General features: G+C 58.8%; 16 protein-coding genes. 12 read left to right on the top strand and 4 right to left on the bottom strand.

Annotation, left to right across the window (positions count from 1 at the left end):
- Positions 1 to 31: 31 nt before the first annotated feature.
- The 4 genes from gyrB to JIN84_RS11075 form a co-directional block, all read right to left on the bottom strand.
- The gene (gene gyrB / locus JIN84_RS11090) at positions 32 to 2,575 is read right to left on the bottom strand and encodes a DNA topoisomerase (ATP-hydrolyzing) subunit B (RefSeq protein WP_200351114.1); all 2,544 of its coding nucleotides are present in this window, start codon (positions 2,573 to 2,575) and stop codon (positions 32 to 34) included.
- 1,105 nt (positions 2,576 to 3,680) lie between these two features.
- Positions 3,681 to 4,745 carry a ribonuclease D gene (locus JIN84_RS11085; protein ID WP_200351113.1) on the bottom strand — a complete coding sequence of 355 codons (1,065 nt, stop codon included), beginning with the start codon at positions 4,743 to 4,745 and terminating at the stop codon, positions 3,681 to 3,683.
- 98 nt (positions 4,746 to 4,843) lie between these two features.
- A complete protein-coding gene (locus tag JIN84_RS11080) occupies positions 4,844 to 6,511 on the bottom strand; it encodes a hypothetical protein (RefSeq protein ID WP_200351112.1) in 1,668 nt (555 codons plus the stop codon).
- Between the two features lie 92 nt (positions 6,512 to 6,603).
- Positions 6,604 to 7,827, bottom strand: coding sequence for a saccharopine dehydrogenase family protein (locus JIN84_RS11075; protein ID WP_200351111.1), 1,224 nt, complete (start codon positions 7,825 to 7,827; stop codon positions 6,604 to 6,606).
- A gap of 159 nt (positions 7,828 to 7,986) precedes the next feature.
- Here JIN84_RS11075 and gspG point away from each other — a divergent pair, with 159 nt between their 5' ends.
- From gspG to rpsF, 12 genes are all read left to right on the top strand, one after another.
- On the top strand, positions 7,987 to 8,427 hold the full coding sequence (gene gspG / locus JIN84_RS11070; RefSeq protein WP_200351110.1) for a type II secretion system major pseudopilin GspG: 441 nt from the start codon (positions 7,987 to 7,989) through the stop codon (positions 8,425 to 8,427).
- On the top strand, positions 8,402 to 8,962 hold the full coding sequence (locus JIN84_RS11065) for a prepilin-type N-terminal cleavage/methylation domain-containing protein (protein WP_200351109.1): 561 nt from the start codon (positions 8,402 to 8,404) through the stop codon (positions 8,960 to 8,962). Before gspG ends, JIN84_RS11065 begins: the two co-directional genes overlap by 26 nt.
- Positions 8,959 to 9,372 carry a type II secretion system protein gene (locus tag JIN84_RS11060; RefSeq protein ID WP_200351108.1) on the top strand — a complete coding sequence of 138 codons (414 nt, stop codon included), beginning with the start codon at positions 8,959 to 8,961 and terminating at the stop codon, positions 9,370 to 9,372. The genes JIN84_RS11065 and JIN84_RS11060 overlap by 4 nt, the downstream gene beginning before the upstream one ends.
- Positions 9,369 to 10,073, top strand: a complete 705-nt coding sequence (locus tag JIN84_RS11055) for a type II secretion system protein GspJ (RefSeq protein WP_200352011.1) — start codon at positions 9,369 to 9,371, stop codon at positions 10,071 to 10,073. Before JIN84_RS11060 ends, JIN84_RS11055 begins: the two co-directional genes overlap by 4 nt.
- A gap of 41 nt (positions 10,074 to 10,114) precedes the next feature.
- Positions 10,115 to 10,999, top strand: a complete 885-nt coding sequence (locus JIN84_RS11050) for a type II secretion system minor pseudopilin (protein ID WP_200351107.1) — start codon at positions 10,115 to 10,117, stop codon at positions 10,997 to 10,999.
- On the top strand, positions 10,996 to 12,234 hold the full coding sequence (locus JIN84_RS11045) for a hypothetical protein (RefSeq protein ID WP_200351106.1): 1,239 nt from the start codon (positions 10,996 to 10,998) through the stop codon (positions 12,232 to 12,234). Before JIN84_RS11050 ends, JIN84_RS11045 begins: the two co-directional genes overlap by 4 nt.
- 84 nt (positions 12,235 to 12,318) lie before the next feature.
- Positions 12,319 to 12,849 carry a hypothetical protein gene (locus tag JIN84_RS11040; protein ID WP_200351105.1) on the top strand — a complete coding sequence of 177 codons (531 nt, stop codon included), beginning with the start codon at positions 12,319 to 12,321 and terminating at the stop codon, positions 12,847 to 12,849.
- 2 nt (positions 12,850 to 12,851) lie between these two features.
- On the top strand, positions 12,852 to 13,463 hold the full coding sequence (locus JIN84_RS11035) for a hypothetical protein (protein WP_200351104.1): 612 nt from the start codon (positions 12,852 to 12,854) through the stop codon (positions 13,461 to 13,463).
- Positions 13,464 to 13,496: 33 nt separating this feature from the next.
- Positions 13,497 to 16,043, top strand: a complete 2,547-nt coding sequence (locus JIN84_RS11030; RefSeq protein ID WP_200351103.1) for a secretin N-terminal domain-containing protein — start codon at positions 13,497 to 13,499, stop codon at positions 16,041 to 16,043.
- A 483-nt stretch (positions 16,044 to 16,526) separates the two neighbouring features.
- Positions 16,527 to 17,123: a 50S ribosomal protein L25 gene (locus tag JIN84_RS11025; RefSeq protein ID WP_200351102.1), complete on the top strand. Its 597-nt coding sequence runs from the start codon at positions 16,527 to 16,529 to the stop codon at positions 17,121 to 17,123.
- 184 nt (positions 17,124 to 17,307) lie between these two features.
- Positions 17,308 to 17,928: an aminoacyl-tRNA hydrolase gene (gene pth, locus JIN84_RS11020; RefSeq protein WP_200351101.1), complete on the top strand. Its 621-nt coding sequence runs from the start codon at positions 17,308 to 17,310 to the stop codon at positions 17,926 to 17,928.
- Entirely contained in the window at positions 17,894 to 18,181 is a 288-nt protein-coding gene (gene rpsF, locus JIN84_RS11015) for a 30S ribosomal protein S6 (protein WP_200351100.1), read from the top strand. Before pth ends, rpsF begins: the two co-directional genes overlap by 35 nt.
- Positions 18,182 to 18,218 lie beyond the last annotated feature (37 nt).

Raw genomic sequence — 18,218 nt, 5'->3', positions numbered from 1 at the left:
AGGTGAAAGGATCAGAAATTGGATTGAAGGATCAGACGTCGAGGTTCCGGACGTTCAGCGCGTTGTCTTCGATGAATCGCTTGCGCGGCTCGACGATGTCACCCATGAGGACATCGAACATCTTGTCCGCTTCCACCGCGTTGTCCTCGTCGAGGCGGACACGCATGAACTGGCGTTTGGCGGGATCCATGGTCGTTTCGAAAAGCTCCTTGGCGTTCATTTCCCCCAGTCCCTTGAAGCGTTTGATCTGCACGCCGCGGCGACCGATTTCGAGGATGCGGGCGAGGATTTCCGGCACACCGAAGATCGGCGTGATGAACTGCTTTTCTCCCTCACCCTCAACAAGTTCGTAAAGCGGATTATCTTCGGAGAACAGCACATCCGTATTGAATCCCCGCTCGGTGAGCCGGGAGAATATCCGCTGGATCGCCTTGGACTCGTGCAGTTCGTGAAGCACCACGCGGCGCGACGGACCCGTGTTCGCCGCGATCTCCTCATCTGTCAGGATCTCATCAAAGATGCGGAGCACGCGGTTCCCGGCGGCGAAGGACCGGAGGGATGCCTCGTCGGGGAAATAGGTGATCTGCTCGTCGTTGCCTGTCCGGATGCGGAGCATGAATTCCGGCAGGTGGCCGTCGACCCGGGCGGCCAGGTAGTTTTTGAAATTGCCGCCGTTGCCTTCGATGGAATCGGAGTAACGGAAGAGCGACGAGAGGGTGTCCAGCACGTCGCGCAGCTCCTCGGCCGAGAAACTACGGGAACCATCGTAGCTGCGGAGGGTGACCTCGCCCGCACCGAGGTCGAAGAGGATGCGGTTGAGCGATTCGTTGTCCTGGACGTATTCGTGACGCTTTTTCCGGCTGACAAGGTAGAGCGGCGGCTGGGCGATGTAGAGGTATCCACGCTTCACGAGCTCTGTCATATGACGACAGAAGAAGGTCAGAAGAAGCGTGCGGATGTGCGAACCGTCCACGTCGGCATCGGTCATGATGACGATCTTGTGGTAGCGGACCTTGTCGATATTGAACGAGCCTTCCTGCTCGCCATCACCGATTCCCGCACCGATGGCGGTGATCATCGACTGGATTTCCTTGTTCTGGAGAGCGCGGTGGAGCCGGGCCTTTTCGACGTTGATGAGCTTGCCTCGCAACGGAAGGATGGCCTGGGTCCGCCGGTCGCGCCCTTGTTTGGCGGAACCACCGGCGGAGTCACCTTCGACAATATAAAGCTCTGACTTCGACGGATCGCGCTCCGAACAGTCGGCCAGCTTTCCGGGAAGCCCACCGCCGGAGAGGGCGGATTTACGGACGGTTTCACGGGCTTTCCGGGCGGCCTCGCGGGCGCGGGCGGCATTCACCGACTTCTCGATCACCTTGCGGGCGAGCGCGGGATTTTCCTCGAAATACTGCATGATGCCCTCGTAAACGATGGAGGAAACCACCCCCTCGATCTCCGAGTTGACGAGCTTGTCCTTCGTCTGCGAGCTGAAGCGCGGGTTCGGCATCTTGATGGAGATGACGCAGACCAGGCCTTCCCGGACATCATCGCCGGAAAGCGCGGGATCCTTGTCTTTCAGGATCTTGTTCGCCTTCGCGTATTGGTTGATGCCACGGGTGAGCGCGGTGCGGAAGCCGGTCAGGTGGGTGCCGCCATCGCCGTTCGGTATGGAATTCGCGAAGCAGAGGATCTGGTCGTTGTAGGAATCGTTGTATTGGAAAACCACGTCCGCGAACACGTCGTCGGTGGTCTTCTTGCCATCATAGTCGAGTTCGATGGCACGTCTTCCGTGAAGAATGACCGGCTCTTCGTGGATGACGGTTTTATTTTCGCCGAGCTGGACCACGAATTCCTCAATGCCCTTTGCGTAGAAGAACGAAGTCTTTTTCGCGGATTCCGGACGCTCGTCCTCAAGATCGATGGTGAGACCGGGGTTGAGGAAAGCAAGCTCGCGCAGGCGGGTGGCCAGACGGTCGAACTTGAATTCGATGGTGTCCACAAAGATGGTCGCATCAGGGAAAAAGCTGATCATCGTACCGGTCCTGGACGGATCCACCTCGCCGATCACGCTGAGCGGCTGGGTGGTTTTCCCGCGCTCGAAGCCGATCATGTGGACTTTCCCGTTCCGCATGATCTCCGCCTTGAACCAGTCGGAAAGCGCGTTGACGCACTTCGCGCCGACACCGTGGAGACCGCCGGAATACTTGTAGGCACCTTGTCCGAATTTACCACCGGCGTGAAGGTTGGTGAGCACCAGCTCCACAGCGGGAATTCCGAACTTGGGGTGCATGTCCACCGGAATACCACGACCATTGTCAGCAATGGAAACCGAGCCGTCCACATGGATCGCTATCTTGATCCGGTCACAATAGCCCGCCAGATGCTCGTCGATGGAATTGTCCAAAACCTCGAAGACACAGTGATGGAGGCCACGTTCATCGGGGTCGCCGATGTACATGCCAGGTCGTTTCCGAACGGCTTCCAAACCTTCGAGTTTATCGATCTGGCCAGCATTGTATTCCTGCTGCGCACCGACCTGGGTTTCCGCTTTTCTCGACTCGTTTTCAGACTCTGACATAGGGCTGGGGGAGGGTCTGAAATTAACTCTTTGGAGACAAGTAAGTTTGTAAAAAAACTCATCTTTTTTCCACCGCACCACCTCACAAGCAAGTAACTCATTTTAAGATAGTTAATAATTGTTATACGGTCATTTTACGAGCCCTGCCCTACCATGCTGAGATGGTGAAACTGTCAATGTCCTCGCATGCTCTTCGTTTGGGAATCCGCCGGGTTCCCTCACCGCCGATTTAATGGAAAATTTCCGAGACACCATATCTCGTAAAGAAACATGGAATCATGGCCATACCACGGAAACCTCAGGGAATATCACAACCGCCGCAACCCAGGGATTCCAACCAATGGAGCTTTGTCGGATCCCTTTCTCCCCTCTATGACATCACGGGCTATCGCAAACCCTGTCTTATCCATGTGGCCCGGCCCATTCGGTTCCCGGGACAAAAGAAACCCGCAGGGAAACAAGCGTCTCTTGGAACGTCCGTATCCGCCGGCCGCATGGCTCATGGTCTGCGCATGGCTCATGGTCTGATTTCCATCCCCATTTCAAGCACCGACATCCCGGAGAACTTTCTGACAACAAGGCGCCGTTGCTTTTGGATGTGCCAGATCGGCTGCATGCGGATCACGTTCCCATCACACCGATAGGCGGAATATCCACGCACGCAGCGCTCCGGATCAACGCGCTCCTTCCGCCGTCAGCCAGGTCGGAACGACACCGGCCGGCGGACACGAAAATGTGACATACAACGAGGAAGCCCTCGAACGGCACGTAATCGAGGCCGGTTTCGTCCATCTTCCGTCCCGGAGGGCCAGGCTGATATGAACCGTTGGCGCCAACCACCGGAACTGTTTCACAGGGATATTCGCGCCGGTAGGGCGATGGAAGGGTGTTCTTCTTCCATGGGGGAGCTTCCATCTCCCTTGCCGGAACTTGAAATGGCGGAGGATCGAACTCCGGCGGCGCGCACCACCTGATATCCATGACCCCTCCAAAGAGGTCAGAACTTGGCGAAATCGGCTTTAACCACGCGTCTTTCGAAAGAGCTTCGCATGATCGGACCAGAATCACCGCGGATCATAATGTCAAACCAGCCCGAGGCGTCCTTTCACCCTTCCAGGTTCAGACATGCCCGCTGCCACTTGAGAAGCACGTCGGCCGGATCAACCTCACCCGCAGCGATGGCTTCCAAGATGGCACGCGGCGCGATTAGAGATCCTTCAATATCAAGCTTGGCCGCCGTCTGCTCACGGGCCTGGATGAAAGAATCCACCTTGCGCTCGAAGTCACGATCCCGTTTGCGGCGCTTGGTTGAAGGACGTTCCGGCCATTCCGATTCCGGCAATGCCTGCACCGCGGAAATCGCCGAGTGGAAGCGCTTGACGCGATCAGGACGGAAGTGGGACGGCAGGGAAATTTTACGTTTGGCATCCATTTCGATGCTCCATTCCAGCAACACCCGGTTCGGAGCCACCATGAACGACGGCCTGTCCCATGCCTTCGCCTCACCATCCCGCCAGTGCCAGAGCGCCCTGAGACAAGCCAGCCCGTAAGGCTCCAGTTTGCCAGAGCCTTGGACACGCCAATTTTCTTCTTTTGAATCATCCCGATCCAGAACGCGCTGACGGGCGGCGAGGCAACTTTCTTCAAACCATTCGTAACGCCCCTTCTCTTTCAACCCGGCAACGATGATGTCACCCATCTCGAGCAGATAATGCACATCATTGAGCGCATACTCGATCATCTTGGGCGACAAGGGACGTTTTCCCCAGTCCGCCTTCTGCGAGGATTTGGAAAGCTCGACGCCGAAATAATGGTTTACCAGATCCCCCAGACCAAACCGCCGCACTCCCAGCAAGCGTGCTCCGATCTGGGTGTCATATACGACAGCCGGCAAAGCGCCGAACTGCCGCTTGAACATGGTCATGTCGTAATCGGCACCATGCATCCAGACGATGGCGTCCGAAAGGTAGGTGCCCAGCGATGAAAGATCATCGATCGCCAGAGGATCGATCAATACACAGTGATCGCGGTCCGCAAACTGGATCAGACACAGCGATTCACGATAACGATGAAGGCTGTCCGCCTCCGTATCGATAGCGCAAACAGGGTGCGTCGCACCGTTCCGGCTCGCAGCCAGATGACTGGCGAGCCTGTCCGCGCTATCGATCATTTCAGAACTCATCAACTCTTAGCTACCGCGTCCGCTAATATTGCCGTGGTTTTAGCGATATTCTCCGGATGCCTTGAGACAAATCGGGGAGTCGTGTCTTATTTCTTATTCGGCAGGGTCACCTTGACACGATAGATGTGTCCGGTGGCACCGGGTGGCTGATAATACCAGTTATCTTCGTCGAGATAATTATCGATGTTCACATCGATATGGGTCATACTTCTAACTTGGACCTGCACGCGTGAGATTCCGCGAATGTTTGTCCGAACCGTCTGGACCTGCCAATCAACACCTGGGACGGGCAGGTACGGGAAGGTCAGGGTTTCTTCCGGCGGATCGTTCAGGTCGGTATAACTTCCGTTGGCATAGTAATAGCCATCAACAAAGTTTTCCCAAGTCTTGCCCTGGTCCTTGCTGCGTTGGAGAGTGGTGGTGACTTTTGGAACAGTTCCTTCCTTGATATCCACGTTGAATCCATAATAAGAACCAAACGGAGTAGGTCCGCCGATGATGTCCACGGCTTGATAAGGCGCGGGCTGCGGGGCTGCGGGAATGCTGGCGGCGGAGCTGGGCTCGCTTTCAAGGATCCACTCGGTCAGGTTGTTGTAACCGTCCTTATCGGGATCCTCAAGGATGCCCTTGTTCTTCTTGGAAGCCTTGGACAGATACAGCGACACGAATTCAGTGTACCGGTCAAACACCGCCACAGGAATTTGGAACTTCCGGTTCGACAAGTCGTAGGTGACTCCGCCGGTCTGGAATCCGCGCTGCAATTCCAACTCGGCAATCGCCCTGGTTCCGGACGGAATGATTGGCGGAGTGATGAAGGACTTCACATAAGGATTGGAGAGCAACACCCGTGGATTGTCACCGGCGGAATTCGTAAACGCCGGGAAAATGGAAGTATCACGGAAAACGTCCGAACTGTCCGGCTTCGCGGGATTGCGCAGGGCGCGGAGGGAGAAATACAACCTGTCGACGTTGGCGAAGACGACATTCGGTGTCAGACCCGCCCAATTGTAAGAGTTCGGCTTCAGGTAGCTCAGTTCGACATATCCATCCGTCCACTTGTTTTTGTTCACCTTGGTGAATTCAAATCCGGAAACACGGTTGTTCTTTTTCGCCTTGCCTTCAAGCATCGGATAGATCACGGCCGTGATGGGCGCCGGCATGTCCGGGTTGTTCAAACGAGGGAACGAATAGCGATAGGCTCCCGGCACGATTTCTCTCTCGAACTTGTCGCGCTGGTTTTTGGTGTACTTGCGATTCAGGAAATAGCCGGTGATTCCGTACTCCCGCACATTGGTTGTGTGGAGGTTGTAATAAACCGCCGAGCTGTCATCACCGAATCCGCCGGAAGGACGCGGCAGGCCTGAAGCCGGAGCGGCGAGCAATTTGATCTTGTCCTCATAAAGCGGAGCGATCGCGATCGCGTCCTGCAACTCGGTGATGACGAGATAAGGGCGCTGCACATCCGCATTGTCCAGGTTTCCCATGCTCAGGAAACCCGAAGTCCCAGGCGAGCATGCGTTAATGTAACGGCCTGGGGGATAGTAGTTCGGATCATCGCAGAATCCGATGGTCGAAACGTGGCCATCGTCCAATCGAACTTTGAACGTTCCGCCTTTGAAATAAATACCTTTCTTGCTCTGCCGATAGGTCTTTTCACTGTTAAGCTGCAACTCAACCTGCGCGGTGGCAGTCGTGATGGTCGATGCGACCAACGCGGAAATGAGCGGCAAAGAGAGGGTTTTGATCCGAATCATGTGGTGAAGATGGTGTGGGAGGTTGGGACTGACAAGCGGAAATTAAACCGCCCTTCGTAATTTTTTTGAAATACTGTGTAAATACTTAAAATTTAAATCACTTTTAACACGGCGGCTTGCTCTGCGGTGAGTTCAACCACCTGCCACGGCAGGCCGTGGACGTTCAAATCAGCCATGAACAGATCGGGATCGAGCTGCTCGATATTCCAAACCCCGGGAGTTTTCCAAAGTTGCTCCAGAATTTGCTTCGCACCGATCATGGCGGGAACACCGGTGGTGTATGAGATGGCTTGCGACCCGACTTCCGCGAAACATTCCTCGTGGTCGCAAATATTGTAAATGTAAATGGCCTTGGCCTTTCCATCCTTCACTCCGGTGATGATGTTGCCGATGCAGGTTTTGCCCTTGGTCGTCTGACCAAGATCGCCCGGGTTCGGCAGGACCGCCTTCAGGAACTGGAGCGGCACGATTTCAACGCCGTTGTAGACCACGGGATCGATCCGGGTCATGCCGACGTTCTGGAGCACCTCAAGATGTTTCAAGTAATTAGGCGAGAATGACATCCAGAACTGGGCGCGTTTGATCGTGGGAATGTGCTTCACCAGGGATTCGAGTTCCTCGTGATACATCCGGTAGATTTCGTAGGTGCCGACACCATCGGGGCAGACGAATTCCTGATGGCGGGACATGGGGGCGGTTTCGACAAATTCCCCGTTTTCCCAATGACGGCACTCGGCCGTGACCTCGCGGATGTTGATCTCCGGATTGAAGTTCGTCGCAAACGCCTTGCCGTGGTTGCCACCGTTCACATCGATGATGTCGAGCGTGTGGATCTCGTCAAAATGATGCTTCAGCGCCCAGGCGGTGTAGACGTTGGTGACCCCGGGATCGAATCCCGAGCCCAGCAACGCGGTGAGACCGGCATTTTTGAATTTTTCCTGATAAGCCCACTGCCACGAATATTCGAACTTCGCCACATCCAGAGGCTCGTAGTTCGCCGTATCCATGTAGTCACAACCTGCCAGAAGGCAGGCGTCCATCAGATTGAGATCCTGATAAGGAAGAGCGACGTTGATGAGCAGTTTCGCACCGGTCTGGCGGATGAGGGCCGCCGTTTCCTCCGCGTTGTCCGCGTCCACCTTGGCCGTTGCGATGGTGCGGCCCGTCCGGGCGAGCACCTCAGCGGCGATCGCGTCACACTTTGAAAGAGTGCGCGAGGCGAGGGTGATTTCCCCGAAAACCTCGGGAACCATGGCACATTTGTGGGCGACGACACTGCCGACCCCGCCGGCTCCGATGATTAAAACTTTGTTCATGATCTGGTGACGCACAAGGCTTGGGAAAATCCCGGGCCGCTGGCAAGGAATTCCCCGTGACGACTTGAGATCTTTCCAAGAAATTTCCGACAACTTTTCTATAGCGCGGCGTTTTCATCCCTGAAAGGCTCCCGCCAGACGTAAAAATCAACCCTCTCAATGAAAACCAACCACCCATCTTACCGCCCGCGCCGCAATTCCGGCTTCACCCTCTTGGAAATGGTCATCGTGCTCGGCATCATCGCCATGATTCTCGGCGGCGCGATTTTCTCGATGAACAAGATCGGCGATGCCGCGAAACTCAAGCAGGTGGACTCGGACTTCAAGAGCTTCGAGAGCGCTCTGGCGATGTACAAGCTCAACGCCGGCTCCTACCCCACCACCCAGCAGGGTCTCAAGGCCTTGGTGGAAAAGCCATCCTCCACTCCCGTCCCCCGCCGCTGGTCGCAGGTCATGACCAAGCTCAACCCGGACCCATGGGGCCAGGAATACGGTTACCGCTTCCCGGGCAAGAAGCGCGCGAACGACTTTGAAATGTTCAGCAAAGGCGAAGACGGCCAGGAAGGTACCGCAGATGATCTCAGCAGCCAGGACGACTGACCGGAGTTCCGGCTTCACGCTCATCGAGCTGGTATTGGTGTTGTCGATCGCAGCCGTCATGCTGGCGGGCGCTGTCGGCCTCATGCTCTACTCGTCCGATGAGCGCACGTTGCGGAAGACTTCCGGCGAAATCGAAATGATGGCCAAGCAAGCCCGCACCATGGCCATCCTCCACCAGACGCCCTACGCCCTTGAATTCCGTGAAGGCATCGTCCGGCTCATGCCATTCGCCCAAGCGGGGCTCGATGAGACGAAAATTTCAAGAAACCGCCTGGCCGAGGTGAATCCGGAATCCGCAGGCACCACTGAAAACCGTGAATTCCCCTTGGAAGAGGGCATGGCCGTGCTCGTCCGCCGCTGGAATTCCGAAGATTGGCACACCACCCTCAAAAACACCTTCCATGTCTGGCGGTTCGATCCGGACGGACTCTGCGAACCCATTTCCGTCCGATTGAACTACGGCAAGAGCTGGCAGGAAATCACCTTCCACCCGCTCACCGGCGCCATCAACGACACCCAGCTCGAAGCACGATGACGAATGTCCTCCAGCCAGCCAGACGCGGGTTCCTTCTCCTTGAGATGGTTCTCGCGCTGGCGGTATTCGGCATCGCCGCCACGGGATTCGCCGTCGCTCTCCGTCAAATGGCGGCTGCCGCCAGCCTCGCCCAGAGCGAACTCCGCATCACCCGTATTCTGGACAGCGCGCTGGACGAAACCCTCTCGCTTCCCACCCTCGAAGAAGGGGTGACGAACTCCACCGTCGGCGAGACCGGCATCGAGTTGGACACCACCATCAAGCTGCTTGAAGACCTCATGAACGAGGAGGGCCAGCCATTGAACGAGATCTTCGTCATCACCATCCAGGCCCGTTGGTACGACAACGGCGAGTGGCACGACCGCACCGTCGAGACCTGGCGGAACGGGCGCATGTATCAATCCCCATGAAGCTTCCACCCGTCAGATCCCGGAAAAACGGCTTCACCCTGCTTGAGCTGGTGCTCGCAATGGGGCTCATGGTCATCCTCGTCGGCATGGTGTTCGGCACCGCCCGGACCTCGCTTGCCTTGGGAAACACCATCGTCGAGACGCAGAATGAGGAAATGCTTCATCAGGCGTTTTTCGAACTCCTCAGCCAGCGCTTCTCCTCCCTGCCGGGGAACACCCGCTTCAACCTGGAGGTTTCGGATTCCGGCTCCCATTACCTTTCCGATCTCACCTTCCAGAACGTGCCGCTGAGTTTCACCTGGGGCGGACAGGCCCGGATCGCCAAAGCGGTCCAGCTCAGCACCGTGAAGCGGCGGAACGGCTACATCGACATCGTTCTGAGGTATTACGAAAACGAAATCCTCGAAGGTGCCGAGTCATCCTTCGGCAGCACGGCGAAAAGCAAGGAGCCCTTCGCGGAACTCGTCCTGCTCACCGACGTCCGTTACTTCGAGTGGCGCGTGCTCGACGGCCGCTCGATGGAGTGGCAGTACGATTGGGACCAGCAAGGACGCCTCCCCCTCCAGGCGGAGCTCACCATGGCCATCGGGGCCAAGGGCGAGGAAATCCGCCAGATCTTCTGGATTCCACCCAAGGCCAACCTGGAACCCCGCCTGCGCTCCCTGGGCGGTGGCGGAAACGCCCCCCCTCCCGCACGATGAACCGCTCCCTACCACTCCGGCACCGTCGCGGTGCGGCTCTCATGGCAGTGATCTGGCTTATCGCGATCCTGTCCATGGCATGCATGGCCACGCTGCGTGTCATCTCGTTCGACATGGATGTATCCTCGGCGAAAATCCATGGTTCCCGGGCGCGCCAGGTCGCGGAAATGGGCATTGCCATCGGCTCGCACAATCTCGTCAAACGCTCCGACCCCCTTCTCCATCGCATGGATGAGTCGACAGGCGAAGGCTTCGACGTGACCATCACTTCCGAAGCCGGCCGCTTCAACATCAACTGGATCCTCGCCAGTGATGACAAAGACCTGCTTCGAGACATTTTCATCAAATGGGGCCTCGAGCTAGATACCGCACAGGAGATCGCCGATGCCTTCAAGGACTGGTACGATCCCGACGACAACGAGGAACTCAAGGGTGCCGAGAAAGACTACTATGAGAAACAGGGCCGCATCAACCAGCCCTTCAACCGCGCGTTCTACGACGTCAACGAGATGGCCTTGGTCCGTGGCATGGAGCTGGTGGAGGCCGTGAGGCCGGACTGGCGCGAATGGTTCACCGTATTGAGCGGTGGCGGTCTGAGTGTGAATGAAGCGTCCGCCGAACTGCTCGCCGCGGCGGCGGATATCTCCGTCGAACAAGCGGACGCGGTGCCTGAGAAAGTCCGTGGTCCGGATGGAATCCGCGACACCACGGATGATGTCATGCTTGAGTTGTCGGACGCCCTCGGACTTCTTGGCGTGAACTCGGACGACCCCGTCATTTCCCGGCGCTTTTCCGCCGACGATCAAACCCAACGCATCGAAAGCATCGGCATGGCGGAGGGGACCAAGCGAAAAATCACCGTCGTCGTTACCGGCCGCACCGGCCGGCCCATCCTCCTTGAACGCAAAGAAGAAATCATCCCGTGAGTAAAACAACCGAAAACGTACTCCTTGTCCCCGGCGAATCCGGTTGGGAAATCTGGTCCGGCCCCTCCACCGCCGCGCTCACCCTTCATTCGGCCACGACCATCGACAAAGCCGGTGACCTCACCGACATTCCCGCTGGCGACCTGCTCCTGCTTTTTCCCGTAAAAGCGATCACCGCCGTTCCCATGCGGGTCTCCAGCGACGATGACGCGCTTTTCGCCGACCTCGCGGCCCTCCACGCCGAGCGCATCGGCCTGCGGCCCGACCCCATGGCCGGCCAGCTCACCGATCACTTCATCATCGCCCGGGAGCCGGAAAACACCGCTCTTGTCTCCGTCTACCTCCGGGTTCCCGGAGAAGGCGACATGCCTCCGCGCGGACCGAAGAGCTTCGACATCTCCGCCCGCGCCTTCCCGGTCACGGGTGACACCTTGGCCGTCTGGAAAGAACTCGGCCGCTGGGTGTTCGCCCTCTTTCATCAGGGGAATCTCGTCTATTGCCAGGCCACCTCCGTGACCGCCGCCAGCCCTGATGAGGATCTGGCGCGCGAAATCCGCCTGGCCCTGATGCAGCTCGGCCTGCAGGGGATGGAGATCGAGCCCACTCGTGTCGTCGTCTGGACCTCGTTGGAAATCACCGACACCTCGGCACTCGCGAAGGCGTTCCAACCGACGCCGGAAGTCACGCCCCGTCCCGCCCCCGTTCTGCCGGATCCGCTCAGCAAGCTCCTTCCCGCCGATGTCCGTGCCGCCCGCCGCGAGGCCCGCCGCAAGCAGAACATCATGCTGGGAGTCGCCGCCGTCGCGCTCATCTACGTCGGCATCATCGGCTGGTTCGGCTACGGCCTCTGGAAAAACAATTCCGAAACCCAGGCCTTGATCAAACAAGCCCAAGAAGCCGCTCCCGAAGGCGAGGCCTACGCGCTCCACATGGCGAAATGGGACGAGTTGGCCGATGCCATCGAGCTGGGCAACTCACCCGTCGAAATTCTCAAGAACATCGCTTCCTGCATTCCGCCGAACAGCGGCCTGCGCCTGAGAACGGCGGACATCAGCGCTTCCGAGATCAAACTCATCGGCGAAGCACAGCAGTTGCAGTCGGTGACCACCTTCAACCTGAACCTGACAAAAAACCAGGATCTCAGCCGTTTCGAGTGGCAGAACCCGGAGCCGAACCAGTCCACCCGCGGCTGGGAGTTCGTTTACACGGGCCAGCTTCCGGGCGCCCAGAACTGATTGTTCCTTTTCACCGACAATATTCCTCCGCCACGGCATTATTCCGCCTGCAGGCCTTTTTCTTCCATCACTTTCCTCTCTTCCATGTCAGATCGCGAAAAAAAAACCCTCATTATCTTCGGTCTTGCGGCGTTCGTCATGCTCAACTTCCTCGGCTTCAACTTCGCCGTCAGCAAACGTGGCGAAGTGGATCGCGCCCGGGCCCAGGCCGAGCAACAGCTCGACCAGGCCATCATGTTCCAGGAAAACAGCGAGAAAGTGTCCGCTGAAATGGACTGGCTTTCCACCAACGAACCCGAGACCATCGCAAACCAGGACATCCAGGCCAAGCTCCAGCAGTTCGCCGACAGCGGGGCAAAGTCTTTCGGACTCAACGTCAAGGCACAGAAGCTCCTGCCTTCGGACGTCACCGAGGGACGGAACTACCACCGCGCCAAGTGCCAGTTCGTCGTCACCGGCACCGAACAGTCGCTTTACCAGTGGTTTGACAAGTTGAACGACCCATTTCTCCTCCGCATCGCCACCCAGATCCGGCTCTCACCGAACCAGCAGGACGACACCAAGATCGACTGCACCGCCACCATCGAACAATGGTTCACCCCTCCCGCACCCTGACCATGAAAACCTCACGCAGCACGGGCCTTCCCGCCTGTTTTTCACTCCTGCTGGCCCTCATCGGCATGACCCATGCGGATGTGCCGAAAAAAGCACCGCTGAGCCGCTACCAGGGGCTTTGGTTGAACTCACCGTTCACGTCGAAACCCCCGCCACCTGAAGCCGGTCCGGTCAACAACCCGCTCGACGACTACGCCCTTCTCGGAGTGTCCTCCATCGGGGAAAAAGGCGAGACCCGCGTCACCCTGATCAATAAGAAAACCCCGGATGAACGCATCACCGTGGATTCCGGAGCCACCGTCAAGGGATTCAAGATCGTCAAGGTCAACCACAAACAGGGCAACCCTCTGGGCACCGTGGTGGAAATGATGTCCGGGTCGCAGAAAGGCACCGTTTCCTTCGACGAGAAATTGCTCACCATCGCCGCGCCCAAGGCGCCGCCACAGGCCCAGGTGCCACCCCAGCCCGGCGCTCAGCCACAGCCCCCGCCCCAGCCCGGCCAACCGATTCCACGCCAGCCCCGTCCGCGCGTCGTTCCACCGCCCGTGCCCCAACCCGCCGCCCAAGCCCAGCCCGTCCAACAGAACCAGCGCCCCCAACGCCGCGGCAACTGATTCATTTCCATTTTAAAATACCTGCCTGCTTCCATGTCCTTCCAACGCTCTCTCGCATTCCTCCTTCTCGGTCTCACCGCCGCCACAGGCCAAGAAACCCCTACCCCACCCGGCGTTCCCGTTCCCGGAGTCGTGCCTCCACCCGCCGCAGGACTTCCCGCGGCGAATCCCGCCGCAAACCTTCCACCGGCCCAGGCAGGGGTTCCTCTCGCCAACCAAAAAATCAACGAGAGCATCAACGAGCCGAAACTCAGCGGTAACGCGCTCGCCGGATTCTATCGGAAATTCACCGGCCGCCGGGTCATTGTTTCCGCCGCGGCATCCACCGCCGAGTTCGCCTTTGTTCAGGAAGCCACGCCCCAGGACCCCCTGACATACGCGCAGGCCGCGGAATTGCTGAAAATGGCCGCCACCATTGAGAACTTCATCTTTGTCCCCCATCCGAACAATCCGGATGTGGACATCCTCACCCTCGCCACCGGCGGCACCCGGCCTCCCCAGATCGGTCTGGCGGTTTATAATGAGAATGACACGCTGCCTGAGGGCGATGAGGTCATTTCCTATGTCATGACCCTCTCGAACATCAAGCCGGGCGAAGCGGTCAACACCTTCACCCAGATCATCGGACAGTTCGGTGCCTACGGCTCCATCGCCGCCGTCCCGAATGCATCGGCGATTGTCATCACGGAAAACACCTCGCTGATCCGCAAGCTCATCGACCTCAAAAAGGAGATCGACAAACCCTCGTCACAAGTCGCCAGCCGTTTCATCAAGGTCCAGTATGCGGACGTCACCGAAATCGCGACCACGCTCACCGAGCTTCTCACGGCACAACAATCCACGCAGACCACCGCCGGCATCCAACGCGTGAACAACGCTGCACCCGCCGCGCCCGGCGGAGCACCCGCTCCTGCCGGTGGAGGTGGTGGGGCAGATGGCGGCGGCAGCTCCGAGTCCACTCCCGTCCAGATCATCCCGGATCCTCGCACGAACCGTATCTTCGCCATGGGGCGTCCGGTGGACCTGGTCTTCGTGGAAGGACTTGTCCGGGAGTTCGACATCGAAACCAGCGAGAAGAACTTCCTCCGTCGGAAGCTCCGCTTCCTCACGGTATCCGAGTTTCTCCCCATCGCCGGCGACGCGCTCACCCGTGCGTTCAGCGGCACGGGTGAAAGTGGTGGCGGCGCGGCCCAAGGCGGCGGCGGAGGCCAGCAAGGCGGAAACCGCAGCAACACCCAGGCCAGCAGCCGCCAATCCGGCGGTTCGCAAGGCAGTGGCCGTAGTTCCGGCAGCACGGGTGCCAACTTCGGTGGCGGCGGCGGAGGTGGCTTCGGTGGTGGAGGCGGCGGAAGCAGCAGCAGCGGTGGCGGAAGCTCGCTCAGCGATCCGAACGTCAGCTCGGCTCCGGAGTCCGTCCTTGTCGGGCGCACCCTGCTCGTCGCCGACAACATCACCAACTCCATCGTCGTCCAAGGCCCTCCATCCGGCTTGGAAATCATCGAACGCCTGCTCGACCAGATCGACGTGAAACCGGATCAGGTCATGATCTCCACCGTCATCGGCCAGCTCACGCTCAACGATAATTTCACCTTCGGCCTGGACTACCTCAGACTTGGAAACGGAGACTTCGCCGGCCGTGGCGGTGGCGGTGGCGGTCCGGTCCTGCCGATTCTCAACCAGATCATCAAGGGCAGCCCCGCCGTGGGCACTCCCAACACGCCAGGATACATCCCCGCCGTGCCGGACCAGAACCCGTTCAATCCCGGCAGCCTGGGTAATTCGTCCGGTCTGCAGGTTTACGGAAAAATCGGCAACAACCTGAGTGTCTACTTGAACGCCCTGCAGCAGAAGACGGATTTCACCGTGCTGTCCCGCCCGAGCATCTTCACTTCCAACAACCAGAAAGGCACCATCTCCAGTGGTGAGCGCATCGCCATTCCCACGAGCAGCAACAGCTACGGATCCAGCGGCAACTCGTCCACCAACATCGAATATCAGGACGTGGTCCTGAAACTGGAGGTCATCCCGCAAGTGAACGTGGACAACGAGATCACCATGCAGATCGCTCTGCTCAGCGACGAACAAAACGGCACCCAGACCATCGCCGGTGGTGGTGGTGACGGCGGAGACCTCACCGTTCCCCGGATTTCCACCCGGGAGATCCTCACCAAGGTCACCGTGCCCAATGCGGAAACCATCGTTCTCGGCGGCCTGATCATCGCCCGGGACACCAAGGACAAGAGCGGCATCCCTATCCTGTCCACCATCCCCTACATCGGCCCCTTGTTCGGCAGCACCACCAAGAACAAGGACCGCACCGAGCTGATGGTCTTCATGCAACCGTCCGTGGTGAACAACGAGCGCTCGCTCAGCAACGTGCAGACCGAAATGGACGAACGCTACAAGGTCTCCCAACGCACCCGCGAATTCGCCGACGGGCCCGGCGTCCTGCCACCGCCGGATGCCATCACCCCCGTGAATGACAAGGTCGGCACCACCCGTCCCACCCCGCCGGTAACGGAGGAACCCGCGGTCACCATCAGGAAAAAGACTCCGCCCCGCCCCGCGCACCGCCGCTGAAGAGCCGGAATCGTTCTAGGCCGCCGGAGCATCCGCTCCGGCGGCCTTTTTCGTATCATGCAGCGGCCAACCCGCCCTGATACCCAAGAAACGAAGCCTCTGGACTTTCCACGAAGCTTTCGGATTTTCCAACATCGGCGCGGTTTCCTCCTTACAGGATGCCCTGCAGGAGCAGTCATCATCGTCAGAATAACAACGCACCGCCGCTGCCTCTGAAAGGAGCGCGTTCATCCTGAACGCTACGTGCCGTGGACATCCTGTCCGGCGGCAGAATCAAGCGTGTTCCAAAAGCACATTCAGAAATTGAACAGCACCCACCGCCCCCTTTTCTCCTACTCATCAGGCGATTCCTTTTCCCGCCTCAAATCTTCAAGTCCGGGTCTCCACCTCTTTCCTTTTGACACCCCGCCGCGCCCCCGCTAGACCCTGCGCCCCGACCTGGGTGCAGTTATCCCCGGCGGACCATTACAACACATCATCGTTATGGCTAAAAAAGCATCACTCAAAGCCGCCCCGCGCGCACGCAGCGGATCCGGACGCCTCAAGCAAATGCGCCGCGAAGGTTGGCTCCCATCCGTCATCTACGGACGCGGCGTCGAAGCGCACAACCTCAAGGTTGACGCCAAGACCTTCTCCGAACTCCTCGCGCACAGCAGCTCGGAAAATATCCTCATCAATCTCGACATCGAAGGCGAAGGCACCCGCCTCGCGTTCCTCCAGTCCGTCCAGCACGACCCGCTTTCCGGCTCCGTCCTCCACGTGGACTTCCGCGCCATCGACGAGAAGACCGAAATCACCGCCCACATCCCGACCCACCTCAACGGTGAGTCCGTCGGTGTCAAGGCCGGCGGCCTCGTCGAGCAATACGTGCACGCCATCGAAATCCTCTGCCTTCCGAACGATCTCCCCGAGACCATCGAGGTGGACATCAGCGCTCTCGAAATCGGCGCGTCCCTCCACATCGGTGACATCAAGTTCCCCGCCGGCGTCCGCGCCACGCACGCGGCGGATGTCGTCGTCGCCCACATTGGCAAGCCAGCCGCAGCCGTTTCCGAAGCAGCCGCAGCTCCAACCAAGTAAGCTTCAAGCTTCTTAAATCAAAGCGCCCGGCCCGCTCACGCGGTCCGGGCGTTTTTGTACTCACCAGTCCGGCGTCCCCGTCGTCCCCGGATGGAATTTGCAGAGATCGGGGATTGTAGACCACGGCTCCGGAAGCGAAGCTTCCAATCTCTTAACTCCGATCCACCATCCCCTATCCTTTCCCATGTCCTTCACCCTCATCGTCGGCCTCGGCAATCCCGGGCGTCAATATGAAGAAACCCGCCACAACGTCGGCTTCATGGTGCTGGACCGCCTCGCCGCGGCCTCCGGAGCAGCTTTCCAGTCCGTGCCGAAATGGCAGAGCCACATGGCCAAGCTCCCCGGTTCGGGCACCATCCTGTTGAAACCCCAGACCTTCATGAACCTGAGCGGTCGCGCCATCCAGCAGGTCCTCTCGTTTCACAAATGGCCCCCCGCACAGATGCTCGTCATTTACGACGATGTCGCCCTGCCCCTTGGCTCGCTGCGCTTCCGCGAAAAGGGCAGCGCCGGAGGGCATAACGGCATCAAGTCCATCCTCCAGCACCTCGGGAATGACGAATTCCCCCGCCTCAAACTCGGCATCGGCGGCAGCCAGCCCGGCGAAATGGTCGGCCATGTGCTGGGGAAATTCGCCCCGGACGAACGCCCGGTGCTGGAAAACATGCTTGCCACCGCGCTGGAAGCCGTGCAGCTTTCGCGCTCCCAAGGCATCGCCGCCGCGGCGAACCGCTATCACACCCGCAACAATCCACCTCCATCACCATCCGATGAGCCGCAAATACCAAGGACTGATCGTTCTTAACACCAAGTCCCTCGAAGGCACCGTTGACGAACTCGTCAGCTCCGTTTCCAAAGAACTCCAAGCCGAAGGCGCCAAGATCGAGAAGGTCGCCCAGCTCGGCCGTCGTGAATTCGCCTACGAGTCCCGCCACCTTGCCTCCGGCCACTACGTGAACTACACCTTCGGTGGCGAGCCCGACACCATCAAGAAGATCCAGAGCCGCCTGAAACTCAACGATCACGTGCACCTCCAGCACTACTCCCGCCTCGCGTAAGCCGCGCGGGCATTCCCGCCCGTCCTAGAAACTCAGA

Origin of the sequence: Luteolibacter yonseiensis (genome assembly GCF_016595465.1) — a bacterium.
Lineage (GTDB): Bacteria > Verrucomicrobiota > Verrucomicrobiia > Verrucomicrobiales > Akkermansiaceae > Luteolibacter > Luteolibacter yonseiensis.
This window is presented reverse-complemented; position numbering and strand designations above follow the sequence as displayed.

Excerpts from the sequence above, each read along its gene's own strand:
- JIN84_RS11050 (WP_200351107.1), top strand. The coding sequence starts at position 10,115 with ATGGCAGTGATCTGGCTTATCGCGATCCTGTCCATGGCATGCATGGCC.
- JIN84_RS11065 (WP_200351109.1), top strand. The coding sequence starts at position 8,402 with ATGATCTCAGCAGCCAGGACGACTGACCGGAGTTCCGGCTTCACGCTC.
- JIN84_RS11055 (WP_200352011.1), top strand. The coding sequence starts at position 9,369 with ATGAAGCTTCCACCCGTCAGATCCCGGAAAAACGGCTTCACCCTGCTT.
- gspG (WP_200351110.1), top strand. The coding sequence starts at position 7,987 with ATGAAAACCAACCACCCATCTTACCGCCCGCGCCGCAATTCCGGCTTC.
- gyrB (WP_200351114.1), bottom strand. The coding sequence starts at position 2,575 with ATGTCAGAGTCTGAAAACGAGTCGAGAAAAGCGGAAACCCAGGTCGGT.
- JIN84_RS11085 (WP_200351113.1), bottom strand. The coding sequence starts at position 4,745 with ATGATCGATAGCGCGGACAGGCTCGCCAGTCATCTGGCTGCGAGCCGG.
- JIN84_RS11080 (WP_200351112.1), bottom strand. The coding sequence starts at position 6,511 with ATGATTCGGATCAAAACCCTCTCTTTGCCGCTCATTTCCGCGTTGGTC.
- JIN84_RS11060 (WP_200351108.1), top strand. The coding sequence starts at position 8,959 with ATGACGAATGTCCTCCAGCCAGCCAGACGCGGGTTCCTTCTCCTTGAG.
- JIN84_RS11075 (WP_200351111.1), bottom strand. The coding sequence starts at position 7,827 with ATGAACAAAGTTTTAATCATCGGAGCCGGCGGGGTCGGCAGTGTCGTC.
- JIN84_RS11035 (WP_200351104.1), top strand. The coding sequence starts at position 12,852 with ATGAAAACCTCACGCAGCACGGGCCTTCCCGCCTGTTTTTCACTCCTG.
- JIN84_RS11025 (WP_200351102.1), top strand. The coding sequence starts at position 16,527 with ATGGCTAAAAAAGCATCACTCAAAGCCGCCCCGCGCGCACGCAGCGGA.
- pth (WP_200351101.1), top strand. The coding sequence starts at position 17,308 with ATGTCCTTCACCCTCATCGTCGGCCTCGGCAATCCCGGGCGTCAATAT.
- JIN84_RS11030 (WP_200351103.1), top strand. The coding sequence starts at position 13,497 with ATGTCCTTCCAACGCTCTCTCGCATTCCTCCTTCTCGGTCTCACCGCC.
- rpsF (WP_200351100.1), top strand. The coding sequence starts at position 17,894 with ATGAGCCGCAAATACCAAGGACTGATCGTTCTTAACACCAAGTCCCTC.
- JIN84_RS11040 (WP_200351105.1), top strand. The coding sequence starts at position 12,319 with ATGTCAGATCGCGAAAAAAAAACCCTCATTATCTTCGGTCTTGCGGCG.